The 26,302-nt window shown below is 71.5% G+C and carries 24 protein-coding genes and 1 pseudogene; 7 read left to right on the top strand and 18 right to left on the bottom strand.

Translation table 11 applies throughout. From position 1 onward, the window contains the following. Nucleotides 1–169 precede the first annotated feature (169 nt). From AB0K35_RS29405 to AB0K35_RS29375, 7 genes are read right to left on the bottom strand one after another with little or no spacing between them, the layout of a single operon-like run. The gene (locus AB0K35_RS29405) at nt 170–1,315 is read right to left on the bottom strand and encodes an alanine racemase (protein WP_238671264.1); all 1,146 of its coding nucleotides are present in this window, start codon (nt 1,313–1,315) and stop codon (nt 170–172) included. Continuing rightward, entirely contained in the window at nt 1,312–2,910 is a 1,599-nt protein-coding gene (locus AB0K35_RS29400; RefSeq protein ID WP_363889524.1) for an IucA/IucC family protein, read from the bottom strand. The genes AB0K35_RS29405 and AB0K35_RS29400 overlap by 4 nt, the downstream gene beginning before the upstream one ends. Beyond that, nucleotides 2,907–4,535, bottom strand: a complete 1,629-nt coding sequence (locus AB0K35_RS29395) for an IucA/IucC family protein (RefSeq protein ID WP_363889521.1) — start codon at nt 4,533–4,535, stop codon at nt 2,907–2,909. Before AB0K35_RS29395 ends, AB0K35_RS29400 begins: the two co-directional genes overlap by 4 nt. Then, the gene (locus tag AB0K35_RS29390) at nt 4,532–5,701 is read right to left on the bottom strand and encodes a siderophore biosynthesis protein (RefSeq protein ID WP_363889519.1); all 1,170 of its coding nucleotides are present in this window, start codon (nt 5,699–5,701) and stop codon (nt 4,532–4,534) included. The genes AB0K35_RS29395 and AB0K35_RS29390 overlap by 4 nt, the downstream gene beginning before the upstream one ends. Nucleotides 5,702–5,751: 50 nt before the next feature. Next, nucleotides 5,752–7,251 carry an MFS transporter gene (locus tag AB0K35_RS29385; RefSeq protein ID WP_363889516.1) on the bottom strand — a complete coding sequence of 500 codons (1,500 nt, stop codon included), beginning with the start codon at nt 7,249–7,251 and terminating at the stop codon, nt 5,752–5,754. Beyond that, the gene (locus tag AB0K35_RS29380; RefSeq protein ID WP_238671269.1) at nt 7,248–8,519 is read right to left on the bottom strand and encodes an MFS transporter; all 1,272 of its coding nucleotides are present in this window, start codon (nt 8,517–8,519) and stop codon (nt 7,248–7,250) included. Before AB0K35_RS29380 ends, AB0K35_RS29385 begins: the two co-directional genes overlap by 4 nt. Further along, a complete protein-coding gene (locus AB0K35_RS29375; protein ID WP_238671270.1) occupies nt 8,516–9,226 on the bottom strand; it encodes a siderophore-interacting protein in 711 nt (236 codons plus the stop codon). Before AB0K35_RS29375 ends, AB0K35_RS29380 begins: the two co-directional genes overlap by 4 nt. Nucleotides 9,227–9,307: 81 nt before the next feature. On the opposite strand from AB0K35_RS29375, the gene AB0K35_RS29370 reads away from it, so the two are divergent. Next, entirely contained in the window at nt 9,308–9,868 is a 561-nt protein-coding gene (locus AB0K35_RS29370; protein ID WP_363889513.1) for a GNAT family N-acetyltransferase, read from the top strand. 53 nt (nt 9,869–9,921) lie between these two features. On the opposite strand, the gene AB0K35_RS29365 is transcribed toward AB0K35_RS29370, so the two are convergent. Both AB0K35_RS29365 and AB0K35_RS29360 read right to left on the bottom strand, forming a co-directional pair. Next, nucleotides 9,922–10,602: a DUF305 domain-containing protein gene (locus tag AB0K35_RS29365; protein WP_363889510.1), complete on the bottom strand. Its 681-nt coding sequence runs from the start codon at nt 10,600–10,602 to the stop codon at nt 9,922–9,924. Further along, on the bottom strand, nt 10,599–12,479 hold the full coding sequence (locus tag AB0K35_RS29360) for a sigma-70 family RNA polymerase sigma factor (RefSeq protein ID WP_363889508.1): 1,881 nt from the start codon (nt 12,477–12,479) through the stop codon (nt 10,599–10,601). The genes AB0K35_RS29365 and AB0K35_RS29360 overlap by 4 nt, the downstream gene beginning before the upstream one ends. A 319-nt stretch (nt 12,480–12,798) precedes the next feature. On the opposite strand from AB0K35_RS29360, the gene AB0K35_RS29355 reads away from it, so the two are divergent. Both AB0K35_RS29355 and AB0K35_RS29350 read left to right on the top strand, forming a co-directional pair. Beyond that, the gene (locus tag AB0K35_RS29355) at nt 12,799–12,984 is read left to right on the top strand and encodes a hypothetical protein (protein WP_357364510.1); all 186 of its coding nucleotides are present in this window, start codon (nt 12,799–12,801) and stop codon (nt 12,982–12,984) included. Between the two features lie 231 nt (nt 12,985–13,215). Further along, nucleotides 13,216–14,022 carry an RNA polymerase sigma factor SigF gene (locus AB0K35_RS29350; RefSeq protein WP_363889506.1) on the top strand — a complete coding sequence of 269 codons (807 nt, stop codon included), beginning with the start codon at nt 13,216–13,218 and terminating at the stop codon, nt 14,020–14,022. A 6-nt stretch (nt 14,023–14,028) separates the two neighbouring features. Here AB0K35_RS29350 and AB0K35_RS29345 read toward each other — a convergent pair whose 3' ends face one another. The 6 genes from AB0K35_RS29345 to AB0K35_RS29320 form a co-directional block, all read right to left on the bottom strand. Then, a complete protein-coding gene (locus tag AB0K35_RS29345; protein WP_363889503.1) occupies nt 14,029–15,096 on the bottom strand; it encodes a DUF2855 family protein in 1,068 nt (355 codons plus the stop codon). A 97-nt stretch (nt 15,097–15,193) separates the two neighbouring features. Continuing rightward, entirely contained in the window at nt 15,194–16,408 is a 1,215-nt protein-coding gene (locus tag AB0K35_RS29340) for a PP2C family protein-serine/threonine phosphatase (RefSeq protein WP_363889501.1), read from the bottom strand. 156 nt (nt 16,409–16,564) lie between these two features. Continuing rightward, the gene (locus tag AB0K35_RS29335) at nt 16,565–16,738 is read right to left on the bottom strand and encodes a hypothetical protein (RefSeq protein ID WP_238671278.1); all 174 of its coding nucleotides are present in this window, start codon (nt 16,736–16,738) and stop codon (nt 16,565–16,567) included. Between the two features lie 288 nt (nt 16,739–17,026). Next, a complete protein-coding gene (locus tag AB0K35_RS29330) occupies nt 17,027–18,055 on the bottom strand; it encodes a medium chain dehydrogenase/reductase family protein (RefSeq protein ID WP_238671279.1) in 1,029 nt (342 codons plus the stop codon). Nucleotides 18,056–18,142: 87 nt separating this feature from the next. Continuing rightward, nucleotides 18,143–18,685: a TetR family transcriptional regulator gene (locus AB0K35_RS29325; protein ID WP_238671280.1), complete on the bottom strand. Its 543-nt coding sequence runs from the start codon at nt 18,683–18,685 to the stop codon at nt 18,143–18,145. A gap of 51 nt (nt 18,686–18,736) precedes the next feature. Next, nucleotides 18,737–19,069 (bottom strand): nuclear transport factor 2 family protein, encoded by a 333-nt coding sequence (locus tag AB0K35_RS29320; protein ID WP_238671281.1) that lies wholly within the window; start codon nt 19,067–19,069, stop codon nt 18,737–18,739. A 144-nt stretch (nt 19,070–19,213) separates the two neighbouring features. Here AB0K35_RS29320 and AB0K35_RS29315 point away from each other — a divergent pair, with 144 nt between their 5' ends. Then, entirely contained in the window at nt 19,214–19,705 is a 492-nt protein-coding gene (locus tag AB0K35_RS29315) for a helix-turn-helix domain-containing protein (RefSeq protein ID WP_238671282.1), read from the top strand. 5 nt (nt 19,706–19,710) lie between these two features. Here the strand turns inward: AB0K35_RS29315 and AB0K35_RS29310 are convergent, their stop codons facing one another. Continuing rightward, on the bottom strand, nt 19,711–20,592 hold the full coding sequence (locus AB0K35_RS29310) for a helix-turn-helix transcriptional regulator (protein WP_363889498.1): 882 nt from the start codon (nt 20,590–20,592) through the stop codon (nt 19,711–19,713). Nucleotides 20,593–20,746: 154 nt separating this feature from the next. Between AB0K35_RS29310 and AB0K35_RS29305 the strand changes: the two genes are divergently transcribed. Continuing rightward, the gene (locus tag AB0K35_RS29305) at nt 20,747–21,613 is read left to right on the top strand and encodes an oxidoreductase (RefSeq protein WP_238671284.1); all 867 of its coding nucleotides are present in this window, start codon (nt 20,747–20,749) and stop codon (nt 21,611–21,613) included. On the opposite strand, the gene AB0K35_RS29300 is transcribed toward AB0K35_RS29305, so the two are convergent. Continuing rightward, nucleotides 21,614–23,191 carry an MFS transporter gene (locus AB0K35_RS29300; RefSeq protein ID WP_363889496.1) on the bottom strand — a complete coding sequence of 526 codons (1,578 nt, stop codon included), beginning with the start codon at nt 23,189–23,191 and terminating at the stop codon, nt 21,614–21,616. Nucleotides 23,192–23,292: 101 nt separating this feature from the next. Between AB0K35_RS29300 and AB0K35_RS29295 the strand changes: the two genes are divergently transcribed. Together AB0K35_RS29295 and AB0K35_RS29290 are read left to right on the top strand one after the other, a co-directional pair. Next, entirely contained in the window at nt 23,293–23,772 is a 480-nt protein-coding gene (locus AB0K35_RS29295) for a helix-turn-helix domain-containing protein (RefSeq protein ID WP_363889493.1), read from the top strand. Between the two features lie 214 nt (nt 23,773–23,986). Further along, nucleotides 23,987–25,236 (top strand): annotated as a pseudogene (locus AB0K35_RS29290) (DUF222 domain-containing protein). A 105-nt stretch (nt 25,237–25,341) separates the two neighbouring features. Here AB0K35_RS29290 and AB0K35_RS29285 read toward each other — a convergent pair. Further along, nucleotides 25,342–26,163 carry a serine/threonine protein kinase gene (locus AB0K35_RS29285; RefSeq protein WP_363889491.1) on the bottom strand — a complete coding sequence of 274 codons (822 nt, stop codon included), beginning with the start codon at nt 26,161–26,163 and terminating at the stop codon, nt 25,342–25,344. Between the last annotated feature and the right edge of the window lie 139 nt (nt 26,164–26,302).

The raw sequence follows: 26,302 nt of genomic DNA, 5'->3' as shown, positions 1-26,302 counted from the left end.
GGCATCGACGGGGGCCCGGACTGGTCACCGACCGGGAAGGCGGCGGGAGGGACGGGGCCCTCGGCGCGTCTTCTCCGACTGGCTCGGGTGACCGGGAGCGTGCCCTTCACTCCCGGGTGAAAGATAGCATGTTATCGATAACACACCGAGTCGGCCGAGCCTCCCGGGCTCACGTCCCGAGCGGCCGGGCCGCCCACTCGGCGGCCACTTTGTGCAGGTCACCGGTGCGGAAATGCGGGGGCTCGTGCAGCAGGAAGTCACGGTGGCTGATGTTCCAGGCGTACGCCCCGGCCATGGCGAAGGCCAGCACGTCGCCCACGCCGATCGGCCCCGCGGTGGCCGAGAAGGACAGCACGTCCTTCGGGGTGCAGAGCTGCCCGACCACTGTGACCGGCCCGCCGTCGGTACGGGGGCCGCCGACACCCTGTCGCGGGTGCACCGTGAACGGCTGCGCGTGCCCCTTCGCCGCCGGGGTCCGCAGGTGGTGCGTCCCGCCGGCCACCACCACGAACCACTCGCCGTAGGAGCGCTTCACGTCGACGACCTCGGTGAGGTACGCCCCGCAGTAGGCGGTGACCGACCGGCCCGGCTCGATGCGCAGCCGCACGCCCGGGTGCCTGTCGAGGACGTCCGCCAGGGCCTGGCCGTAGCCGTCCCAGTCGAACCGCGCGTCCGGATCGGTGTAGTCGACTGTCATGCCGCCGCCGACGTCGACCTCCGCCGCGTCGACAGCGGCCGCAGCCCAGCCGACCACGGCGGCAGCGACAGTTGCGGCGAGCGGTGCGTCCAGCCCGCTGGCGAGGTGCGCGTGGATCCCGCGTACGTCGATGCCGGCGGGCGGGCGGCGGGCGCACGCGACCGCGTCGGCCGGGTCCATGCCGAACGGGCTGGGTCCGCCGCCCATGACCAGGCTCGCGCCCGGTGCGTCGACCGGCAGGTTCACCCGCAGCAGTACCTGGGCCGACCGGCCCGCCGCGGTGGCCAGCGCGCCGAGTCGCACCAGCTCGGTGGGTGACTCGACGTGGATGCGGTGCACCCCGGCGGCGAGAGCGGCGGCGAGGTCCGCATCGGTCTTGCCCGGCCCTGCGTACGCGGCCGGCGCCCGTCCCGGCAGCACCTCGGCCAGCCTGCGCAGCTCTCCCCGGCTGGCGGCCTCGAACCCGTCGACGATCGGGGCGAGGGTTCGCAGCACACCGGCGTCCGGGTTGGCCTTGACCGCGTAGAGCAGCTCGACCGGCTGGGGCAGCGCCGCCCGGATGGCTCGGGCCTGCCCGGCCAGCGCGTCGAGGTCGTGGACGTAGATCGGTCGGGTCATCGTGGCTCACCCATCGGGTTCGGCACCGGCACGAACGGTGCGGCCCGGTCGGCGTCGCGCCGCCAGCGGACCAGCAGGTTCGCCTTGGCCAGCAGCGGCTCTCCGGTCAGCAGCGCGCGCAGCTCCGCCGGCTCACCGAGGTCGGCGGCCACCGCCTCGACGACGGCGCGCAGCTCCTGCCACAGCCGCCGTTCGATTCCCGGCCGCGCGTCGGCGAGAGCCCCGCTGATCCCACCGAGGTGGTTGACGAACAGGCAGTAGACGATCCGGCGGTGGGCGGCCCGGGGACCGTAGCGGACCTGGGCGGGGACGCCGTCCGGCCAGGTGCCCCACCGATCGGCGTCCAGCTTCACCCCCTCCAGGTCGCGCAGCAGCATGCGTACCGGAAGGTGATCACGGTCGAGCACGACGACCACGTTCTGCAGGTGCGCCTCGTGCACCACGCCGTGGCTGAGCCAGCTGCGCAGCACCGCCGGCACCAGCAGACCGACGTACGCGCGCCACCAGGCCACCGGATCCGGTGTCACCAGCGGTGTTGCGGCCAGCGCCGCCGCCAGCACCGGGGTGTCGCCCTGACGCAGGTGCGGGCGCAGCCCGCCGCGCAGGATCGTGCCGTACGCCTCGTCCGGGCCGGGGACGTCGACAGTGCGGTAGGCGGGCTCGGCGAGCAGCCCCACCCCGTCCGGCAGCGGCACCCGGGCCAGCAGGTCGGTCAGCGCCACCGCGCCGGTGAGTTCGTAACGGGCGTTCTTGCGCAGGCAGTTGGTGATCCGCACGTGCAGGCTGGTCTTCACGAACAGGTCGGCCTCGGGGGCGTAGAGGGTACGGACGCTCGCCGTGGGTCGTACCGGCACACCGGCCGCCCCCAGGTTGCGCAGCCGGGGGTGGGTGGGCGGAATCAGCGACAGCTGCCAGGGGTGCACCGGTAGGACGCGGTGCCCGCGCGGGGGCCGTGGCGGGTCGAGGGCGGCCACCAGTGGATCGAACGGCCCGGCGTCGGCGATCAGGTCGTCCGGTACGGCCAGCCAGTGCAGCCGGAACGCGGTGCGCAGCTCCGGCGCGTACGCCCGCCAACTGTCCGGGTCACCGCTGCGCCACTTCGGGGTGGGGTGGTGCGGGTGGCCGAAGACCAGCGACTGCTCGGAGTCGACGTACGCGTCGATGGCGGGCTCACCGGTGGGGGTCGGATCCTCGGCCGGCCGGTCGGCCAGCAGCCGGGCCACTGTGTCCCGGCTGGACCTGACCTGCTCGGCGAACTCGTCGTTCACCAGGCCGGTACGGGTGGTGAGTTCCGCGGCGACCAGGGCGGCCAACCCGTCCGCGTCCAGGTCTTCCCACCGCCCACTGCCGGACCTGCGTTGGACCGGGCCGGTGTAGCGGTGCGCGCCGAGCGGCGAGGTTCGCGCGACCTCGCAGCGCACTGTGACGTCGAGGTGCCGCAGCAGCAGCCGTACGGTGCCGTCGACCACTGTCGGGGTGTCGTCGGCCGGGGCCAGCTCGCGCAGCAGGCAGCCGAAGACGGCGTGGGCTGCGGCCAGGTCGGCGCGCTGACCGGTGTCGCTGGCCGGCCGGGAGCGCAACTGGGCGCTCGTCATCGTGTCTCCCGCAGGTAGTTCGGGCCGGTACGCAGGTAGTACTTGTTGATGTCGGCGCAGCCGAGCCGCTGTTTGGGCAGCAGGGTGCCGGCGGTGAGCATCGCCTTGATGGGCAGCTCGGTGGCGTGCAGGACCCGCTCGGTGAAGATCCGCACCGCCGGTCCGTCGCCCCAGCGGTCGCGGGCGGCGGCGAGCCGGGGCACCAGCGCCTCGGCGGGTGTCGGCACGGGCAGCCCTCGGGCGGCCAGGGCGACCAGGGGCGCGGCGGCGGCCAGGTGCAGGGTGATGGTGATGAACACGTCGGCCAACTCGTGCGGGTCGCGCGCCCACATCCGGTCGTCGTGCAGGGCGAGCCCGTTCGTGCCGCCGTGCCGCCTGTCGAGCCGGGCGCCGTCGTTGTCCTTGTAGAGCAGGCCGACAGTGCCGTCCGAGTGCACCAGCAGGTGGATGTTCTGCGGGTGCGCCTCCAGTGCGATTCCGTGGCGTAGCCAGAGGAAGACGTGCCAGTCGAGCAGCAGGTCCAGGTAGGACTCCAGCAGCGCGACGGGCCGCTGCGGGCTGATCCGTTCGAGGACCGTGCCCGCCACCGGGTCGGCGGCGGCGAGGGCCGCTACCGGCACCACCTGCACGCCGGCCAGGTCGCGCGGAAATCGGCGCAGCAGGAAACCGCGGCGCTCGTCGCCGTCGACGTGCGCCCAGGTGCTCTCGTCGGCGTGCCGGATCCGACCGGCGAAGCTGGGTTCGGCGGTGGCGGTCCGGTCGAGCAGTCCGGCGACGGTCGCGCCGTCGGCGAGCGAGCCCGGTTGCAGCGTGCGTCGGTTGCGCGCGCCGAGACTCGCGGTCGGCAGCGGCAGTTTGAAATGCAGGTACGGGTCGTGGTCGAGCGCCACAGTCCGCATGGAGAGGGTGGGTCGCACCGGGGTCACCGGCAGGTCGAGCACCGGGAGCGCGTCGCGGGCCACTGTGATCGGATGCGCCGGCAGCAGCAGCTGACCCGGTCGCGGCGCGCTCGGCCACCACGCTGGCAGCTCGCCAGCGAGTCGGACGTCGTCGACCGGGGCGGCGTACCAGCGCAGCGCGAAACGTGGGGCATGCTCCGGGGCGTACCTGAGCAGTTCGTCGTCGCGCAGACCGTGCCGGCACCGGTCGGTGGGGTAGACGGGGTGGCCGTGGTGGGCGGCGAGCACGTCATCCAGGAGGGCCGCCGGCAGGCCGGTCGGGGCGAGCGCGCGTTCGGCCGCCACCTCGGTGAGCACCAGTGCCCGATCGCGTGCGGCGAGCCGTCGGGCCCGCAGGTCGGCGCGGCACTCGACGCCGAGGTCGCGCCAGCCGGCCTCGGCCTCGGCGTTGTCGTGCGGGGCGAGCAGCGTCAACAGTCCGTCCAGCGTCTCCGTACGCCGCACGTCGCCAGCGCGGGTCACCAGCAGCACCATCGGCGCGGCGCTGCGGACTGCCTGCTGGAACCCGTCGGCGCGGATCGGAATGCGCAGCAGGCCAGCGGGGTGTGGCACCTGCCACCAGTCGGGCCCGTCCGGTCGGCCGGCGCTGCTCAGACCGAGGTGATCCTCGCGCAGCAGGGCGTCGAGCACCCGCGCGAAGACTTCCCGCTCACAGTCGTCGCTCACTCGACGATGGTCCACTGGAGGCCGTTGCGGAGGGCTGCCAGCGCCTGCCGGACGGTGCCCTCGTCGGGGCCGATTCCGTGCAGCACGGCGAGGTAGTCACGGTTCGTGCCGGTGTGCTCGGCGCTGTGGCCCACCTCGCGCAGCGGACGGCAGCCCAGCCGGACGTCGCCGTGGACGGTGTCGAGTGGGCCCGGTGCGGCGACGAGACGGCCGGACCGGTCCGCACAGACGTACTCGACCTGGGCGTGGCGGTCGACAGTGTCGGGCAGGCCGAGGGCGGCCAGCGGCTCGCCGAGGTGCAGCCGGATGACGTACTCGAACAACGGCACACCGAGCAGTTCGGCGAGGATCAGGTCCATCCGGTCGCCGATGAGGCGGTAGTTCACCTCGATCAGCCGGACCCGGCCGTCGGAGATGACGTACTCGGTGTGGCAGGCGCCGAAGCCGACTCCGAGCGCGTCGAGCCGCGTCCGCAGCTGGGTGCGCGCCCGCTCCGCCGGGGGCGACCAGGCGAGGCTCTCCTCGGTGAAGGTCGGCGGCGGGCCGAGGCCGGTGCGCCATCCGCCCAGGGAGGCCAGCTCGGTGCCGTCGCCCAGGGTCTCGAAGGTCCGCAGCTCGCCGGCGAGGTACTCCTCGACCACCAGCGCCACGTCCGGCCGCCGGCCACGGATCTCGGCGACCCGGGCGACCAGCTCGGCGTGGTCGGTCACCAGGTACGCGTCCTCGCTGGCCACCCCCTCGCGGGGTTTGACCACCGCCGGGAACATCCCGGTCGGCACGTCCGGCGTGACGCCGGGGTCGATGGTGCCGGTGCGTACCAGATCGAGGCCCGCGGCGGCGATAGCCCGGCGGGCCGCGGCCTTGTCCTTGCAGAGGCGGGCGGCGTCCGGGTCCTTGCCGGGCAGGCCGAGCTTTCGGGCGGCGATCGCTGTGGCCTCCTGGAGGTGGTCGCTGTTGGACAGTAGCGCCACCGCGCGGTCGGGTGCCGCCGCCGCGACCACAGCGGCCGGGTCGCGGACCGCGCAGCGCGCCACCCGCACGTCCGCCGGCCATTCGGCCGGCCTGTCGGTCAGCACCGTGGCCGACAGCCCGAGTGACGCCGCCGCCGGGAGGAACCCGTCCAGGACGGCGTCGGTGGGGTTGAGCGCGGTGATGTACAGCCGCATACCGCCTCCGTCGACTACCACGATGTGACTATTAGGGTAGCCTATCCTTATTATGCGGTTTTGGGGTGATCCGCCCGGTGCAGCAATCCGGCGGCAACCAGTCCACCGATCAACACAGCAGCCGCGCCCACCAACTGCCCCGTCTCCAGCGCCGAGGCGAAGGCGACAGTGACGGCCTCCCGTTCGGCCCCTTCACCTGCGGCGGCGAGAGCCGCCGGAAACGACCCGGCGCCCGCCAGGGCCGCCGGCAGCAGCGCCGCGAACCGGGCGTTCAACACGGCACCCAGCACCGCGATGCCGAGGCTGCTGCCAACCTCGGTCATGGTGCCGTCGACGCCCGCGCCCGCGCCGGCCTTCGCCGCCGGGATCGCGCTCATCACCGCCTCGACGATGGCCGGATTGGCCAACGCGCAACCGACACCCATGACGAGCAACCCGACAAGCAGCACCCCGTACCCGTCGGACGGAACGAGGGTGACCAGCGCGAGACCGGCCGCGAGAAGCGTCATGCCAACGGCGATGGCGACAGCCAGGCCGAGCCGACGGATCACACTCGCGACGACGCCACTGACGTTGAGCAGCACGATGGACAGCGCGAAGGGCGCCATCCGCAGACCGGCCTCCCAGGCGGGGTAACCCCTGACGAACTGGAGATGCTGGGTGAGCAGGAAGAGCGCGCCGGTGGCACCGAACGTGATCAGCACGACGCCGGAGATCGCACCGACGAAGCGCCGGTCCCGGAAGAAGCGCATGTCCAACATCGGGTGCTCGATCCGTCGCTCCCACCGCACGAAGATCCCGAGCAGGAGTACGCCGACAGCCCCCGCGCCGGTCACCTCGGTCGACGCCCACCCGCGCTCCGGCCCGGCGATGATCGCCCAGACGACCGCTGCCAGGCCGGCGGTGGAGAGCACGGCGCCGAGCACATCGAGTCGGCCGCCGGCCGTCCCGCGGGACTCGGGAACCAGCGCGCGACCGACGAGCAGGCAGACCAGCACGATCGGCACGTTCATCAGGAAGATCGCGCCCCACGGCAGATGCGCGAGGATCGTGCCGCCGATCGGTGGCCCGATGGCGAAGCCCAACGCGCTGGTGGCGGCCCAGATGCCGATCGCCCGGGACCGCTCGGCGGCGTCGAAGACCTGCATCGCCACGGCGAGCGTCGCGGTGACCAGCAGCGCGCCACCGACGCCCATCCCGGCCCGTGCGGCGATCAACTGCCCGCTGGTGCTGGCCAGACCGGCGGCCAGCGAGCCCACCCCGAACAGGGCCAGCCCGGCGAGCAGCATCCGACGGCGGCCGTACCGGTCGGCGGCGCTACCGGCGGTGAGCAGCAACCCGGACAGCACCAACGCGTACGCGTTGATCATCCACTGCACCTCGGCGGTGCTGGCACCCAACTCGGTGGTGAGCACCGGCACCGCCACGGTCAGCACCGTGTTGTCCAACACCACCACCAGTTGCGCGACGCACAGCACGGCCAGGATGAGCCATCGCTGTGGCAGTAGTGCCGATGTCGCTGTGTCGGTGGCCGGCTGGACGCTGGTCACGCCACCGCCTTGACGCCGTCCAGCGCCTGCGGATCGGTGGGCTGCCCGGCCGCCGTTTCGACGGCGGGGCCCTGCCGGTGCGGGAATCGCCGCTGGTGGGAGAGGCCGAGGACGACCCCGGCGGCCACCAGCACGATGGCTGCGACCGCTACCGCCGGATAGCCGACCCGGTCGGCCGCCGCGAGACCGATGGACGCCGCCACGAACGAGCAGACCAGGCCGAACGACGACAGCACTGTGAAGTCGGTGCCGCCGGTGTCGGGCCGGGAGTAGTCCATGTTGACCGTGTAGAGCACGACGTTGGCGATGGTGTAGGCCACCATGAAGCAGCAGAGCGCGGCGACCGTCCCGCCCAGCGGAGCGCGGCCGTTCATCAGCGGCAGCAGCAGCAACGTCGACACCGTGAGCGCCACGCCGCCGACCACGAGCACTCCACCGCGCCCGAACCGCCCGATCCCGAGCCCGGCGACCAGGCCCGCCACGATGGCCGGAGCGCTGGTCACCACGCCGGTGACGACGCCGATCCGACCCAGCGACCATCCGGCGTCGACAAGCGCCGGGGTGACCAGGGCGTACGCCATTCCCGCGCCGACGTAGACCAGTGGCACCACACCGAAGGTCCACCACCGGCAGCCCGGCTGGCCGAACACCGACAGCAACGCCCGGTACGCCGCGCCGACCCGTTCCACCCGATCGGTACGAGGAGGCTCCCGGAACCGCCACACCACAAGCAGGCCGACAGCCGTCATCCCGGCCAGCAGGCCGATCGCCGGCACCCAGCCGAACTGGTCGTAGACCAGGACGCAGGCGCCACCGCCGAGCAGGTTGCCGAGGTAGCTCGCGGCGACCTGGATGCCGTTGCCGGTCCCCCGGGCCGAGTCGGCCAGCATCCGGACCGCGACGGCGTCCACTGCGATGTCCTGGGTGGCCGAGAAGAAGACGTACGCGGCACAGATCGCGATGATCGGGCCGAGCGCGTCGGCCGGCCTGGCGAACGGCACCAGCGCCAGCAGGGCGAGCACCAGGGCGGTCTGGAGCACGAGCAGCCAGGACCGGTAGTGGCCGCGGTGCTTCGAACCGTACCGGTCGAGGATCGGCGCCCAGAGGAACTTGATGGGCCAGATCAGGCCGACGATCTGCAACAGCGCCAGCGTGTCCAGCGAGGTGCCGCCGTCGCGCAGGATGGCGGTGAGCCCGACGGTGATGAAGCCGACGCCGAGGTACTGGGTGACGTAGAGCGCGGTAAGGGTGCCGAGCCGGCCCTTCATGCCGCTTTCCAGTAGCCGAGGGAGGTCAACCGGTCCTTGTCGACGCCCAGCGTCTTGCGGAGGTGTCGGGTGATGCCCCGGGTGGTGGCCGCCTCGCAGGCCACCCAGTAGTGGCCCGCGTCGCTGGTCGACAGGGCCGCGCAGACCGTGTCGACGAGGTGCTGACCCGCGTCGCGCCGGGGCACCCAGGTGACGTCGTGGTGCGCCCGGGCCCGCAGCGCGAGTGCCTTCTCGCCCTCGTGGGCGTACTCCAGCCAGATCGTCGCCGGGATGTCGGCACCGGCGTCGAGCAGGCTGTTCACCGCGGGCAGCGAGGCCGCGTCGCCGACCAGGTAGAGGTGCTCGGGCGCGGGGTCGGGCAGCTCGAAGGCGCTGCCCTGCACTGTCGCGCTGATGGTGTCGCCGACAGTGGCGGTGGTGGCCCAGCGGGCCGCGCACCCGTCGTGGATGGCGAATTCGAGTGTGAATCGGCCGGTGGCCGGGTCCGGGTCGACCAGCGTGTACGCGCGCTGGTGGGCCCGGCCGTCGTTGTCGAACCACAGCCGGATCCACATCGTGGGGTGCACCCCACACGTCTCCAGCAGGCCGCCCCCGTCCAGGAGGAGACGCTGGTAGTGCCCGTCGATTGACTCGGTGCTCAGGACGGTCAACCGAAAGTCCCGCCCTCCCATGGCCTTGAGGACCAGGGCCTCCCAGTTCCGTTTCACGCACCCCTCCAGGTAAGGTCATCCTTGGTTAGGGGAGGTTAACCTAAGTTGCGCCCCGGATGGAACAGAGGACAGCGCCCGATGACGTACCAGGAGAAGATCGCCGGTCTCGGCGAGCTGTCGTTGGTGACAGTGGACCCGGACCGGGACGCCGCACTCCTGCACGAATGGGTGGCCCTGCCCCGCAACTCCTTCTGGGGCATGGGTTCGCACACTCTCGAAGAGGTCCGCGAGACATACGCCTTTGTGGACGGCCTCCCCACGCACCACGCGTACCTGATCACCGTCGACGGGGAGCCGGTCGGCCTCTTCCAAAGCTATCAGCCCGAGGCGGACCCGGTCGGCGAGCGCTACCCGGTCCAGCCCGGCGACGTGGGGATGCACCTGCTGCTCAGCCCCGACCGACGCCTCGCCCGCAGCCTCACCAACGCGGCCGGCCCGGCCGTCGCCCGCTTCCTGTTCCGCGACCCGGCCGCCCAGCGGATCGTGGTGGAGCCGGACGTCCGCAACCACCTCGCCCTGCGTCGGCTGGAGATCGAGGGCTTCACCTTCGACTCGGAGATCGACATGCCGGACAAGCGGGCCCAACTCGCGTTCCTGACCCGCGCCCGGTTCGCGGAGAGGCACCCGACGCCGGCCTGACCACCACGCGACCGGCACCGGCGCGACCGTGCCGCGCTGCGGGTCCGGTGCGCTCAGCCGCCCGGTGCGGCAGTGGGCGCGCCGGGCCGGTTGTCCAGCATGTTCAGCTCGGCGGCCCGCGCCTGCTGGATCCGGCCGGCGAGCGCCTTCACCTCCGGGCTTCCCCCGGCGGTCTGCTCGCCCCGGCACAGCACCACTGTCTGCGCGAGGTGCGCCCGGATCAGGCCAGTCGCCCGGGACGACACCTCCGCGTCGGACGTGGCACGTAGCTCGGCGAGGCTGGCCTCGGTGACCATGCCGGGCATCTGATGCCCCTCGTGGATGTTCAGCTCCGGCGTGTTGCCCGCGGCCAACAGCCCACGCAGGTCCCGCAACTCCGCCTGATGGGCCTTCCGGACCTCGCCGAGAAGGGTCCGCAGCGACGGATCCGCCGGACGGGTGTCGAGCTGATCGATCAGCGCGAGCGCGCCCTCGTTCATCGGGATCAGCAGTTGGATGAAGGCGTCGTCGGTGCCGTTGAGTGCCACCGGCACGGCCGGCACCGCGGCGGCTGACGACGCTGCCACCGACGACGCTGCTGGTGCCTGGTTGGTGCGACCCCAGCCCTGGCTGAGCCCGACGGCCACCGCCGTGGCGACCACTGTCGCGACGACGCCGACCAGCCGCCCGGCAGGTACGCGAGGCCCTCTGCGCTCCGCCATGCCCTGTTCGTCCATCAGTTCGCCAGTGCTCACCGGGCGGCTTGGAACGCGCGGCCGACCATTGTCGCGCCGGTCCCGTCGCTGAACAACCCGGACCGGTCCTTGTCCGTGGCGGGTAGCCCGAACCAGGCGTAACGCTGGAGGTAGGGGAGTTGACCGAGCATGGCGGTGGCCGCCGTGAGGAAGGCCGCCTGCTGCTGCTGACCGGGGAACTGCGAACCGCCCCCGGCGAAGCGGATCAGCGCGAACTCGGTCAACCAGATCGGTTTCCGGTACCGCTGGTAGACGGCCTGGAGGTACTGCCGGAGTTGAGCCACAGCGGTGGCGGTCGTGAAGTCGGCGCCGAACCAGTGCAGCGCGATGAAGTCCACCCGGTGGCCGCGGGCCTCTGCGCCGGTCATGAACCTGTCCAGCCAACCCTGCGGGTCCGGCCCGCCCCAGGCGACCGCCGGGCTGCCCAGTTTGCTGCCCGTCGCCATCAGCTGCGGCCACAGGTCCAACGCCTGCTCGACCGTCATGTTCGCCTGCTCGGGCAGGTCCGGCTCGTTGAAGGTGAGCAGGTACGGCCCGGCCGCCCTGGCCCGCGCCAGCTCCACGGCGGTGACGTTCTCCGCGCTGCGGATCATCGGCACGAACGTCGCACCACGCGGGGTGCTGATCCCCGCGTGCTGGGTGCCCCAGGTGTAGTACCAGCTGGCCCTGGAGTTCGCCAACGCCTGACTCGCTCCGGCGAAGTTCCACACCCCGACGCCCTTGCGGGCGGAGCTGACCGCCGGCGCGACCGGAGCTTTCGACGAGGGCCGTGCGCTCGGTGAGGGCGCGACGCTCGGGGTGGCGACGGCGGTGGGCGCGGCAGACGGCGGCGCCGCCCACGAGGGCGCGGACGGATCGTCCGGCAGGATCACCACAGCCATGGTGATGGCCAGGACGGCGGCGGCCACACCGGCGGCGAGGGACGGCACGAGGCCACGGGGCCGGTTCACCGCGAGGTCGACGACGCTCGGGCCGCCGCCCGCATCGGCGGACACCGCGCCGGGTGGGGTCGGCCCGGCGGCGGGTCCGGCCGCCGGGGCCGGGGGTACGACGGCCTGCGCGGCGGCGGGGGCCGCCGCGCCCGGCAGGTGGGCGCCGAGACCCGCCGGGAGCGGCAGCAGCGGCATACCGGCCAGCAGCCGGTCGATCGGCAGGAGGGTGGTTCCCAGCCGTCCGCAGAACGCGCAGTCGCGGACGTGTCGAGCCAGTCGCTTGCGCCACAGCGAGCTGGGCGTGCCGTCCCACTCGGCGGTCACGGCGCCCAGGTCCGGGCAGCCAGGGCGGGCGCGGAGCGCGCGGACGACGCCACGGGCGCTCTGGATCTGCTCCTTCATCCGGTGGATCCGCACCGCGACGTGCCCGGGTGACAACCCGAGCGCGTCGGCGACCTCGTTGCGGGTGATCTCGCCGGTCTCCTCCAGCCACCACAGCGAGAGAAGTTCCTGGTCGTCCGGGTCGAGCCAGCGGGTCGCCTCGGCCACCTCGCGTCGTTGGTCGGTGAGGCCGAGCCGGAGGATGGTCATCCCCGCGAAGTCGGAGGCCGGGTCGGGCACGTTGTGGATCGCGTCCAGCCCGGCGTCGCGGTTGAGCGCGACGCGGCGACGCGTCTCCCAGTCACGCACCTGGCGGATGGCGATCGCCACCAGCCAGGACCGGTATGCCGCCGGGTCGTTGAGCGCGGGCAGGTACCGGATCACCCGTACCAACGTCTCCTGGACCACGTCGTCGACGTCGGCGTGCCCGCGCAGCGCACGCCCGACGATGTTGTAGACCAGCGGGAGCGAGGCCGCGACGACGTCGTCGAGAGCGCGCTGGTCACCCTGCCGGGCCGCGACGACCAACCCGACATCGGGCAGTGCTCGACCGGCTGACGACATGGGTCCACTCCTTGGGTGCTCATCCGCGCGGCAGCCACGCTGGGTGTGCTGACCGCCCTCAAGATCGGAGACTCGCGGCAGCGGGTGGGATTACAGAATTCCTGGGCGGCCGGTTCGTCACAAGCGAGGCGGGTCCGTCGGCGGCGCATATGTGGCGGCGGCGCCGGGTATGGTGCGGGGTGTCGGTGTCGCCGGGCGCTCGCCCGTGCACAGGACACCAGCATTCGGGCGCCAACGTGTGCGCCGAAGCGTCACCGGGTCGCACGGCCGACGTTGCCGAGGCCCGGACGCACCCCTTTCGTAGAGACAGGATCCCTGCATGACATCGAACGACAACGGTCGACCCGCCCTGTTCCTCGCCACGTCGCACGGTGACGTGCTGGACGGACCGGCGGTGACCTTCGACAGCAGCGAGGAGGCCATGCGGCAACTGCGTCACCCGTTCGCGGTGCAGCCGGCCCAGCCGACGCCCGGCGCTGTCGACCCCTCGGATCAGCGCGGCTGATCCCCGCCTGCTCCCTCTCCAAACGCCTAGCCTCATACTTTCGGCTAGAAAATAGTCGGTCTTTCGGGTAGTGTCCGGGTCATCAAGTGAACGACATGACGCGGTGGCGAGGCCCGTGCTCGTGGCCTTGCGACAGCGCACCTTCGCCCGTACGTGCGCCCCGGCGTCAGCCGGTTCGGAGATCCTTCCGGTCGACCCGATCGACGGGCATGTGCGGGAGGGGATCACCACATGTCCACAATCGTCGAGAACGCGACCAGCACCCGCGTCAGCCAGCGCAGCAGCGACCAGAGCCCGGATGAGCTGCTCGCCATCCTGGCGGCGACCCCGGCGGACGATCCCCGCCGCCCAGCACTGCGGGACCGCGCCATCGAGGCGTGGCTACCGCTGGCCCGGCACCTGGCGCGCCGCTACGGCGGACGCGGCGCACCCGACGACGACCTGGCCCAGACCGCCTTCGTCGGGCTCATCAAGGCAGTGGACAACTTCGACCACGACCGAGGCGTCGACTTCAGCGGGTACGCCATTCCCACGATCATCGGCGAGATCAAGCGGTACTTCCGGGACCGCACCTGGGCGGTGCGCGTGCCCCGCCGCCTCCAGGAGCTGCGCCTGTCGATCAGCGCGGCGAACAGCGCGCTGACCCAGACCCTCGGCCGCTCGCCGACAGTCGCCGACATCGCGTCCCACCTCGACGTGTCCGAGGAGACGGTCCTGGAAGGGCTGGAGGGTGCGCGTGCCTACCGGGCCACGTCGCTGTCCACTCCGACCGGGGCCGACGGCAGCCGCGAACTCGGGGACACCCTCGGCGATGACGACCACGAGTTCGATCTCGTCGAGATCCGCGTCGCCCTCGGCCCGGCCCTCGCCACGCTGCCGGCACGCGAGCGTCAGATTCTGAGCCTGCGCTTCCACGGCAACCTGACCCAGGCCCAGATCGCCGACCGGATCGGCGTCTCGCAGATGCACGTGTCCCGACTGATCACCCGCTCGCTGACCGCGCTACGCCGCCAGCTCAACCCGGACATCGCAGCCTGAGCCCGATCAGAGTTGGATGACGTGGCCCACCCGTGGCGGCGTACGACCGGCGAGAACGTCCAGCCACGCGTGTTGCAGCGCCGCCGGCCCGGCACCCACCCGAACGTCTAGCCACCCGCTCACGACGGCGGCGAAGCGTTGCCAAGCCTCGGTGAATCGCTGGTCGAGGCCGTCGCGGCCCCAGTCGTGGCTGCGCTTGCGCATCTGCACCGGCGCGAAGAACACCTCCTCGGCGGCGTCGGCGTTCGGCGTCTGGTTGGTGAGCCCGACCGCGATGTCCCGGACCAGGCGGTCGCCGAGGCGACGACGCACCGCGGCACGGGTCGAGGGCGAGCCGGACAGGTCGAGGTAGACGGTCGGGGCCACGTCGAGGGCGTCGATGTCGTCGTACGACACGACCTCGTCGTAGCAGCCGAGCGACCTGGTGAACGCCAGGTTGCCCGGTGAGGTGAGACCGACCAGGCGCGGCCCTCGCCGGTGCAACTCGAACGCGGCGGCGTACGCGGTCTTGCTCGACGCCGACGACACCAGCAGCGCCTCGGCACCGTAGAAGTCGTTGTCGACCACCTGGTCGGCCAGCATGAACGAGGTGAAGAACAGCGGCCGGAACAGGATCAGCAGATCCTCCTGGTCGCGCTGGTACGCGGGGTCGCCGACGGTGGACCGGTACGCGTTGTACGGCGACGGCAACTCGGCCCGGTGCGGGCTCGCCTCGCGGAACCCGGTCGCGTCGACCCGGTCCGGTCGCACCACGAGGTGACCGGCGGGCGGCAGGTAGCCGTAGATCCGTTGCCCCACCTCGACCCCGGCCACCGCCGAGGCGACCACCTCTGCGAAGCCCCAGAGCGGTGGCAGGCCCCACTGCGGCCCGAGGCCCTGGGCCGCCGGCGGAAAGAACTGCCAGTAGCGCATCGCGTCGCCGAGCACCGCGTAGGTCACGTTGTTGGCGGTGAGGCCGACGCGGTCCACACGCAGCAGCGCCTCGCCGTCGGCCGGGGCAGGGGTCAAGCCATCGACGAGCGTGGTCTGCCCGAGGTCGTCACGCGCCACGGCGAAGGTCCATGAGTCAGCCATGAGGTGACGCTAGACAGCCTCGCAATCGGAGACAAGTGCACTGCGAGTGCAAAATCCCACTGCGCAAGCCGGGGGGTCGGGGCGCTGCGGCGCGGGGTCAGTGTCGGAGCGCGGCGAGGTCGCGGAGGTGCGCGAGCGGCAGGTGCGGAGGCCGCCACTCCACGAAGAGGGCCGTCGCGTCGTCCTCGAGCTGGTCGTCCTGGTAGCCGACGACGGCGCGGACCAGGCGACGCATCGTCTCCGGGCTGGGCAACCCGTCGTTCAGGGCACGGTTGACGAAGTCGACGAGCCGGTCCAGCCCGAACTGCTCCCCCTCGGCGCTGCGCGCGTCGGTGATGCCGTCGGTGTAGGCGAGGATGCGGTCGCCCGGGTGCAGGTCCTCGACGTGTACCCACGGTCGGCGAGGTGACAGGTGGCCCAGGCCGAGCGGCAACACTGTCGGCCCGGGAAGTTCCCGAACGGCCTTGCCGTCGCGCAGCAACATCGCACCGGGGTGACCCGCGTTGATCATGCTGAGTCGGCCGGTCTGTCGGTCCAACTCGATGAGCAACCCGGTAGCGAAGAAGTTCGGGTGCTCGGACCGCACCCAGCGGTCGATGCTGATCGCCGTGTCGACCAGGTCGAGGCCGCACCGACGGGCGTTGCGGTACGCGCTGACCACCAGCGAGGCCAGGGTGCTCGCCTTGATGCCGTGCCCACAGGTGTCGAAGAGCCCGACGCTGAGGACGTCGTCGTTCAACGCGTAGTCGAAGATGTCGCCGCCGACGTCGTAGCACGGTTCGAGGATGGCGGTGACCACAAGGTCGTCGGTGGCGAAGGTCAGCGGTGGGAGCAGGCCCCACACGATCTCGGCCGCGACCTGCATCGGCATTCGCCGCCGCATCCGCTCGACCACGTCACCGTAGAGCCGGCGGTTGACCAGGATCTGGGCGATGTTGACCGCCACCTCCCAGGCCGGAGCATCCATCGTCTCGTCGGCGGCGGCCGGCGAGACGATCTCCAGTACGCCCATCCGCTCACACCCGAGCAGCAGTGGCACCCACACCCGGTCCGGGTTGTCGGGCGCGCGCTGGATGTCGAGGGTGGTGAAGGCCCGGCCGGCGAGCGTCGTCTCGATAGGCAACTGGCCCCGGTCGAGACCCGCGCCGAGCAGCGGCACGAGGAGAGTCTGCGTGTAGTCGGCCAGATAGATCACCATCTCGCTGGCGTCGATCGCGGGCGCCGCACGGGAGACCAGTTGCGACACCTCGTCCGGGCCGCCCCGGGGCGCGTTGAGCTGCAACCAACGCACCACCTCGCCAACGTCGGCCATGCTCCACCTCCCCCTGTCCTCCCGGATCGCGGGAGCACGTAGCGCGAGCGGTGAGGCTACCTCGCCCGCCGCGCACCGGCGCCTACCGAGTCGCCTCCACGCCAGGGCGCGCCGCGATCATCACACCACCGGCGGCCGGCCCGAGCCGCGCCACCCTCACGAGGATGGCGCCTCGGCGAGGTCAGCCGGGTTGAGGTCCAGGGTGGCGAGCAGCCCGGAGTGCTTGGCCGGGTCCACCCACTCGGGCAGTTCACGCTCGACCCAGGCGGCCCGAGCCAGTTGACCCCGGTCGCGAAGTGCGGCGACGATTCGGTCCCTGGCGATCCTCATCTGGTACTCCCCTAGTTGAACGTCGAAACAATGTGCACTGAGGATGAACTCGAGTGCGCGTCGGGCAACCGACCGCCGGATGCCGACGACGCGCCGACCTGTCGGTCGGGACGCGGTCCGCGGTCAGCCGACACGGCCGGTACGTCGCGGCGACGGAGAAGATGAGCGCTAACGCCCTGGTGGGCTGGTGGCGACGGCGTCTCGCGGCCACCGGGGTCCCCCGGGCGACATGTTCACCGTACGCCCTCACGGCGGCCAGCCGCACCAGCGCCCTGGACGGGCCGGAGGTCAGGGCTCCAGCACCACCTTGCCGGCCCGGCTGCGGTTCTCGGCGAACACCAGTGCCGCGGAGACCTCGCTGAGCGGGTAGCGGGCGGCGATCTGCGGCACTATCACTCCCTGCCGCAGCAGGTCGAGCACGATGCCGAGGTCGGTACGCAGGCGACGGCGGAACGCGGCGCGGCGGGTGAGCTGGCCGGCCCAGAAGTTGTAGAAGCCGGCCCGGTGACCGTTGGGCAGCGCGTTCCAGGTGTAGAGGCGGGTCAGCAGCTTCACGAAGACCCACACGACCGACTGCCCGGTGCCGACGGCGGCGGCGTTGCCGTAGACGACAAGCTTGCCGCCGGGGGCGAGCAGTGCGTACGAGGTGCGTACGCCCGGGCCGCCGACCGGGTCGAAGACGGCGTCGACGCCACCCGGCGACAGCTCGCGGACCCGCGCCGCCATTTCCGGGTCGCGGTAGTCAAGGGGTTCGACGCCGAGTTCGCGCAGCCCGGCGTGGTGCCGTTCGGCGGCGGTGCCGATGACCCGCAGACCGAGGTGTCGGCCGAGTTGGACGAGCACGCTCCCGACGCCGCCGTTCGCACCGTGCACGAGGATGGTCTGTCCGGCCGTCAGGTCGGCGTCCCGCAGCATCTGCCAGGCGGTCACCCCGTTGACGACGACGGTCTCGGCCTCCGCGGGGTCCAGACCCGCCGGCACCGGGGTCAGGGCGTCGATGTCGACAAGCGCGTGCGTGGCCCAGGCGCCGGTCTTGGTGACCGCCGCCACCCGCGTGCCGACCAGTGCGTCGTCGCCGTCGGGGCCGACCTCCCGGACGGTGCCGACGAGGTCGTAGCCGGGCACGAACGGAAACTTCGGCTGGCCGGGGTAGAGCGCGTGGCGCATCTGCTGCTCGGCGAACGAGATGCCGGTGGCCTCGACCTGGACCAGCGCCTGCCCCCGGGCGGGCACTGGCATCGCGCGTCGGTGCAGCAGGAGGCCGTCGGGCTCCACCACGCCGGGCAGCACCACTTCGGTGATCGTGTCGGTGGTCATCGGGTTCTCCCTTGTTTGTAAGTGCGTACTCACACACTTGTCAGCTCAAAAGAGCGGGCCGCCGAAGCGGCCCAGCATCGGGGTCGGTCAGGGGTGGCGAATGCCGGCGGTCAGGGCGCGAGCCCAGGGCTCCGGGACCTGCTCCAGGCCGGCCGTCACGATCAGGTGGCACAACTGGCCGTACGCGAAGAACTGCTGCACCTGCGCGTCGCTGGCCCCTGCCCGACTCTGCACGAAGGTCGCGACCCGTCGGTAACCGGCCCGCACCGCCTCGGCGATCTCCGGGATGTCAGTGACGGCCTGCGCCTGCACCTGGAAGAGCAGCAGGTCGCGATCGGCGATCAGCTCCGCGTAAGCACCGCCCATGGCGTCGAGGATCTCCTGCGGGCTGTCACCCTCGGCGCGCTCCGCACCCGCCTCGATCGCGTCAGCGATCCGGTCGAAACACACCCCGGCCGCCGCCACGAACAAGCCGAGCTTTCCGGAGAAGAGCCGAAAGACGTACGCCTCGGAGATGCCGGCGGCGGCGGCCACGGCGGTGACCGGGGTGGCGTGGAAGCCGGCGCGTGCGAACACCGACACGGCGGTGTTCAGGACGGTGACCCGGCGGGCCTCGGCGGTGGATCGCATGTTTGTAAGTGTGCACTCACAAACAATCGCCGTCAAGCCTGGCGCGGACTTTCAGGGTGCGATCCGCAGCTGCCGGATCGCTGTGTCGTCGTAGTCGCTGAAGCGGTAACGGAGGCCGGCGAACGGGCTGCCGGGGAAGTCGCCCGTGATCGTCGCGGTCACGACGGTGCCGGCGGGAGTGTCCTCGACGTCGGTGATCTCGTACGACACCAGCGGCACGGCACGACGCCACGCGCGGATGGCCTCGATGCCCCGCCACTCGGTCGACTCGTCCTCGACCACGGCGTCCTCGGCGAAGAGGGCGAAGTAGTCCTCGGAGTCGGGCCGGCCGGCGAGCTCGAAGTAGCGGCGGATGATGGCCGGTGCGGCCTGGGTGACAGTCACGGTTGGAGACCCTTCCGGACGTCGCTGGGCAGCAGGAGGCACATGCCACCAGGACGTCGTACAGTTACTTCTGAAATAGCACCTACTAACTTCGACACTAGCACCTACTCGGGAGAGGGCACAGTTGTGGCCGGGAAGATCCGCTTGGAGGACCGCGAATGCCCGCTGTCCAGCGCGCTGGGCCATGTGGGCGAGTGGTGGACGCTGTTGATCCTGCACGACGCCTTCGACGGCTACACCCGGTTCGACCAGTTCCAGGCCAACCTGGGCGTCTCGTCCAGCATCCTGACCAGCCGGCTCAAGACCCTCACCGGTCAGGGGTTGCTCGAACGTCGCCGTTACCAGACCAGGCCCGACCGCTACGAGTACGTCCTCACCGACCTCGGCCGCAGCCTGCGGCCCGTCGTCGTCGCCCTCGCCGCCTGGGGTAACTCACGCCTCGATCCGAGCGAGCGCAGCATGATCCTCGTCGACCGGACCACCGGACTGGAGGCCGACCCGGTGATCGTGGACCGCAACAGCGGTCGCCCGCTCGACGACGCCGACTTCGTGTTCGCCGCCGGCCCGGCCGCCAGCGAGACCATGCGCAAACGCTACGAGCACATCCCCACCCAGGCGACCCCGCAGCGGCCCTGACCTGGTCACTCCAGCGGATAGAGGCGGGCCGGGTCGCCGGGTCGGAGGCTGTCCGGCAGGTCGTCAGCACTGCTGGCGGCGATCGAGCCGAGCAGCGCCAACGAGCGGGCGGACTCCGTACCGGGCTCGGCGTGGTAGATCACCAGCAACTGCCCGTCGGCGCCCGCCACCGCGAGCTTGTCGCAGTACAGGTCGAGGTCGCCCACCTCGGGGTGGTGCAGCCGGCTGACCACGCCCTCCCGCCGACGCACCTCGTGTCGCGCCCACAGTCGCCGAAAGCAGTCGCTCTTGAGTGACAACTCCCCCACCAGTGCCGTCAACCGTGGGTCGTCGGTGGCCCCGCCCGAGTCGGCACGCATCTGCCCCACCACGCTCTGCATCGCCTGCCGCCAGTCGCGGAACAGCTCCCGCTCGGCCGGGTCCAGGAACACCGCGCGGAGTCGGTTGGCGCCCGGGGCGAGATTCGGCGACAGCGCCCTCGCCATCGGGTTCGACGCCAGGATGTCGAGGTAGCGATTCTGCACGAAGGCCGGCATGGAGAGCTGCCGCAGCAGGTGCAGGATGCTGGCCGGGACCCGCTCGGCGGCCGGTCGGGCCGCCCGACGCGACCGCGCCCGGCTCAACCCGATCATGTACGCGGTCGCCTCCGGATCCAGCCGCAGCACCCCGGCGAGGGCATCGAGGACCTGCACCGAAGGATGCCGCTCGCGCCCCTGCTCCAACCGGAGGTAGTAGTCGGCGCTGATGCCGGCCAGCATCGCCACCTCCTCACGCCGCAGCCCCGGCACCCGGCGCAGGCCAACGCCCGGGCCGAGCCCGACGTCCTCGGGCCGGGTCTGCTCCCGGCGGGCGCGCAGGAAGTCACCGAGCGGGTTCGTTGCGTCCATGCCACCGACGGTAGATCGCCGGGCGGCCCGGTGACTGGCTGTGTCACTACCAGGAACAGCTCGCCCTGCCGCCTAGGCGAATGCCGACGCACAGTCGTCGAAGGGCCGGTTCCAAGCGGCCCAGATGTCACCACGACAACGAGCAGAGGATGAGATGAGCGAGAACCTTCCCGGTGGTGCCCTCACCCCCGCTGACGGCCTCACCCTGAGCCGGATGGGCTACGGGGCGATGCAGTTGGCCGGCCCGGGTGTCTTCGGCCCGCCCCGCGACCGCGAGCAGGCGCTCGCCGTACTCCGCGAGGCCGTCGACCTGGGCGTCCGGCACATCGACACCAGCGACTTCTACGGGCCCGTGGTGGTCAACGAGCTGATCCGCGAGGCGCTCCACCCGTACCCCCAGGGTTTGCACCTGGTAACCAAGGTCGGCGCGCGGCGCGGCGCCGACCGCTCCTGGATCCCGGCCCTGGAGCCGGACGACCTCAAGGCCCAGGTCCGGGAGAACCTGGACCACCTCGGCCTGGACGTGCTCGACGTGGTCAACCTGCGGGTAGGCGTGGCGGAGGGCACGGGCGACGCGCCGCTCGGCGCGCAATTCGCCGCCCTGGCGGAGCTGCGGCAGGAGGGCCTGATCCGGCACCTCGGCCTCAGCAACGTGACGCTCGACCAGCTCGACGAGGCCCAGGCCATCGCGCCGGTGGTCACCGTGCAGAACCTCTACAACGTGGCCAACCGGCAGGACGACGCCCTGGTCGACCGGTGCGCGGCGGAGAACATCGCGTTCGCGGCGTTCTTCCCGCTCGGCGGGTTCACGCCCTTGCAGTCCGACACGCTCGACGGCGTGGCCGCCCGACTGGGTGCCTCACCGCAGCAGGTCGCCCTCGCCTGGCTTCTCCAGCGCTCGCCCACCACAGTGCTGATCCCCGGCACCTCCAGCGTGGCGCACCTGCGGGAGAACATGGCGGCGGCCGACCTGAAACTGCCGACCGACGCCATCGAGGAACTGGACGCGCTGGCTTCCTAGCTAGTGCTGGTGCGGCCGGTTGCGGATCAGGGTGAGCGCCAGCGCGGCGGTGACCAGGAAGACGATGCCGTTGATCCGCAACCCGGCCTGGACACCGGAGGTCAGTGCCTCCGCGATCGCCGCCCGGACCGGGTCGGGCAGGGGTTGGCTGCCGTTGACGCCGGAGGCCACCGCTGCCTGCACTGCGGTTCGGGTGGGTTCGCCGATCTGGTGCGCGGCGAGCCGGTCCGGCAGGTCGGCCACCATCGTGGTGGTGAGGAGCGTGCCGAGCACTGACGAGCCGAGCACCGAGCCGACCTGGCGGGCGGCGTTGACCGCGCCGGAGGCCATGCCTGCCTGGGCGGGCGCGACGCTGGCCAACGCCGCCGCCGTCGCCGGGGCCACCACCAGACCGCTGGCCGCGCCGAACAACACGAACAGCGGCCAGCGGTCACCGAACGACGTGGTCGGCCCCTGGTTGGCCAGCGCGAAGCTGGCCACCGCACCGAGGACCAGGCCGAGGGTCAACGGCGCCTTGAATCCGGTACGACGGATCGCGCGCCCGGCACCGAAGGCGACCAGCACGTACGCGCCGAAGAGCACCAGCATCCGCCAGCCGGTGTCCAGCGGGCTGAGCGCCTGGGCACGTTCGTGGAAGAGGACCAGCAGGATCGCCACGCCGGTGAAACCGAACAGCGACACCGCGCCGACGACCATGACGGCGCTGAACGACGCGGACCGGAACAGCCGCACGTCGAGCATTGGCGCGCTGGTCCGCAGCTCGACCAGCACGAACGCGACAAGTGCGACGACCGCGACGACCCAGGCCGTCGACACCACCGGGTTGGTGTAGCCGACCTTGCCGCCCTGGATCAGCGCGTAGACGGCGGCCGCGATGGCGACGGTTCCCAGGAGGAGGCCGGGCACGTCGAGTCGGGCGGCGTACGGCCGGGACTCGGCCACCCCGACGATGGCGACGACGAGGGTGACCAGCCCCAGCGCGATCGTCGACAGGTAGACGCTGTGCCACTGGTAGTGCCGCAACAGGAAGCCGGCGATGAGCGGGCCGATCGCGAGGCCGATGCCGGACGCCGCCGACCACGCGGTGATGACCTCGGTCCGTCGGTGCGGATCGGTGAAGGTCGCGCCGAGGATCGCCAGACTGTTCGGCAGGATCAGGGCCCCGCCGAGGCCGGCGACCAACTGCCCCACGATCACCCACCCGACGGTCGGAGCCTCAGCCACGACGGCTGCGCCGACGATCATCGCGACGACCCCGGCGCCGAACATGCGCTTACGCCCGTATCGGCTGCCCAGGGTGGCCGCGGACAGCACGACGCTCGCCACCATCAGGGTGTAGGCGCTGGGGATCCAGACCAGAGTTGTGGGGTCGACCCGCAGGTCCTGCTGGATCGTGGTCAACGCGGAGACCGTCGCGGTGATCTGCAGGAACGTGATCATCGCGCCCAGGCACATGGCGATCAGGGTCACCGGGCGGGAGCCGCGCAAGGAGGAGCGGGCGGGGGCGGCCGGCCCTGGTGAGGTCTTGCCGGATGGGGCCGCTCCGGATGGGGTCGGGGCCGTGGCGCTAGTGGTCACTGAAGATCCTTCAGGCTGATGGTCTGACTTGCGTATGCTGAAGTCAGCTTGCCCAGTGAAGCACCTGGCTAGCCTCCATGCAAGTCAGGTACGCTGGGGGCATGGAGGACCTACGAGGCGATCGCGATTCCTGGACGAGCGAAAACTGCTCGGTGGCCCGGGCGATGGACATCGTGGGCAGCAGGTCGACGGTCCTGATCCTGCGCGAGGCCCTGCTCGGCACGCGCCGCTTCGACGACTTCGTCCGCCGGGTCGGCGTCGGCGAGCCCGCCATGGCCGCCCGCCTCAAGGAAATGGTCGCCGCCGAACTGCTCGAACGGATCCCCTACCGGGAGCCCGGGCAGCGCACCCGCCACGAGTACCAACTCACCCGCAAGGGCCGCGAACTCCTGCCCGTCATCACCGCACTGCGCAACTGGGGCGACACCTGGGCCGCCACCGACACCGGCCCGTCCGTCGTCGCCACCCACCGCGACTGCGGCGAGCCGATCCGCGCCGTACTCCGCTGCGCCGCCGGCCACGAGATCGCCGACAGCGACATCGACATCACTGCCGGCCCGGGCCTCGTCCGCCGCGACTGAACCGGCTGGCCGTGGCCGGACCACCGCACTGCCGCCACCCAGGTCGCGCGGCAACGCCCCGGTCCGGCAGCTCTTCCTGGCCGCGAACCCTGCGCCGCTGCGGAACTGACGGCATTGGTTCACAACAAGCGCGGCCGGCAACGCCACGGCAGGTGCCGTCATCCAATCGATCATGGTGACTGAAAGTGTCGTACACGTGTTCTAGTGTCGGGTCATGCTCAAGGAGTTGGCGCTGGCAGACGACGCTGTCGTCGCCTGCGTCGACGCCCCCGCCTGGCCGGTCCCGGAACGGGAGCTGATCGCCGCGCTCGACGCCGCACACCGCCTTCAGCAACGCCTCGCCGCCGTCACCCTCACCCTGATTCGTGAGATCGACGGCCGCGGCACGGCCCGCAGTCAAGGAGCCTCCTCCACCGCAGTCTGGCTCCGCGAACGACTGCGGCTGACGGTTCCCGCCGCCCGCCGCCTGATCGACCTCGCCACCGCGCTGGACGCCGGCAATCCCGGCATCCGACAAGCGCTGGCTGATGGCACCATCAGCCTGGACCAGGCCCGGGTCATCCCGACACCGTCGACACCGTGCAGGCCACCGCCGGCCCCGAGGCCGCCGACAAGGCCGTCAGCCTCCTCACCGACTGGGCCGGCCAGTTCGACCCCTCCCTGCTGCGCAAACTCGGCAACCGCATCCTCGACCACGTCGCTCCTGACCTCGCCGACGCCGCCGCCAAAGCTGCCATGGAGGCCGAGGCGGCCCGCGCCGCCCGCGACCGTCACCTCACGCTGTCGGAACAGACCGACGGCCGACTCCGGCTCACCGGCATCCTCGACGCCGAAACCGCCGGTCTGCTCCGCGCGGCCATCGACCCATTGACCACGCCATCAGGCCCCGACGATCAGCGCTCCCCCGGGCAACGCCGGCATGACGCGCTCACCGACGTCTGCCGACTCAGCCTGCGCACCAGCGACCTACCCGAACACGGCAACGACCCCGCCCAGATCGTCGTCATCAGCACCTACGACGCGCTCACGGCAAAGCTCGACGCCGGCACCCTCGACACCGGACTCACCCTCACCCCGGAAGCGGTGCGCCGGCTCGCCTGCGACGCTGGCGTCCTGCCCGCCGTCCTCGGCGGCGCTGGCCAAATCCTCGACGTCGGGCGGCAACGCCGCCTCATCACCGGGCCTCTGCGACGCGCCCTCGTGCTCCGCGACAGGGGTTGCGCGTTCCCCGGCTGCGACCGACCACCCCGCTGGTGCGACGCCCACCACATCGAGCACTGGGCCGACGGCGGCCTAACCAGCCTGGCCAACGCCGTGCTGCTCTGCGGCCACCACCACCGACACATTCACCACAGCGACTGGAGTGTCCGACTCGGCAGCGACGGCCACCCCGAATTCACCCCGCCCGCCTGGCTCGATCCCGAGCAGGTCCCCCGCCGCAACCACTACCACCGACGGACGTAGGAGCAGCCGGCCGACCGGGCGGCCCGTCAAGGCGGGCGACCTGCGCGCGCTGGACAACGCACACGACCCTTCCGGCACTAGACGACGAAGGCAGCACCTCGGCGCCTAGATGACGAATGCGCCACCCTCCACGGGTGTCGCCAGCCGCCAGGCGCGGACCAGTGCTGACACGCCTGGGTACCGTGCGTCCGGCGGCTGCCTCGTCGCGCGTTCCACGACCCGGCGCTGGTCGCTGCTGCCCCGCCAAGCCTGTGGTGAGCTCCGCCGGTCGTCTTGAGCACACCGCAGGTCCGCTGGCGAGTCGAGTAGGTGGTGCAGGGCGCGGCCGAGATTGTGCACCGTGGTCCGCTCGTCGATGATCGCGCCACGGGTGAACTCCTCTGGTGCCATGTAGCGACGTGAACCTGGCAGCCGATCCGCCGCGAGCACGAACGGGCCGCGGCGGTACTCGTCGAGGTCGATCAGCCGCATCCGGTTGGCGGCGAAGTTGTACAGGAAGCAGCCGTCGTAGAGGTCGACAGCGACGAGGCCGGCGGCGCTGACGGCGAGGTGGGCGTCGAGGATCGCGTCGAGCGCCACCTCGACCTGCGGGACCGGCAGGCGCTGGAACCGGGTCAGCGCGCTGCGGTCCGTGCCGTGCGCTGTGGCGTGGTTCAGGACGGTGCCGTCGTACCAGGGGTAGACGAGGGTTGGTCCAGCAGTGCCGTGGATCGTCCAGGTGGGACGGACGATGGCCGGGTGGCTGACTGCGGCGTGCACCGCGACGGCCCGGTCGAGGGATGCTCGGCCCTCGACGGTGGTGGCCGTCTTGACGAGCCAGCGGCGGCCCGCCTCCTCGACGCCGTAGGAGAGGCATCCGGAGTCCTGCGCGTCGAAGACCACGAAGGCCGACTCGACCGGCGGCACGGGCATCCGACCAAATGCCATGGATCCCCCATGTCGGCGCTCCCAAATGACGCGCAAAGTACCCGTTGTGTTACGAGCTTGTTTCCAAGATGACAGCGAGGTTACGGGTGCTTCTCGATGATCGGTACCGATCCTAGGTTTCGGCCACCGTCATCAGTCG

The sequence above is a fragment of the Micromonospora sp. NPDC053740 genome, from assembly GCF_040677775.1.
GTDB lineage: Bacteria > Actinomycetota > Actinomycetes > Mycobacteriales > Micromonosporaceae > Micromonospora > Micromonospora alfalfae.
The sequence above is the reverse complement of the archived record's forward strand: the minus strand, read 5'-3'. Positions and strand labels throughout refer to the sequence as shown.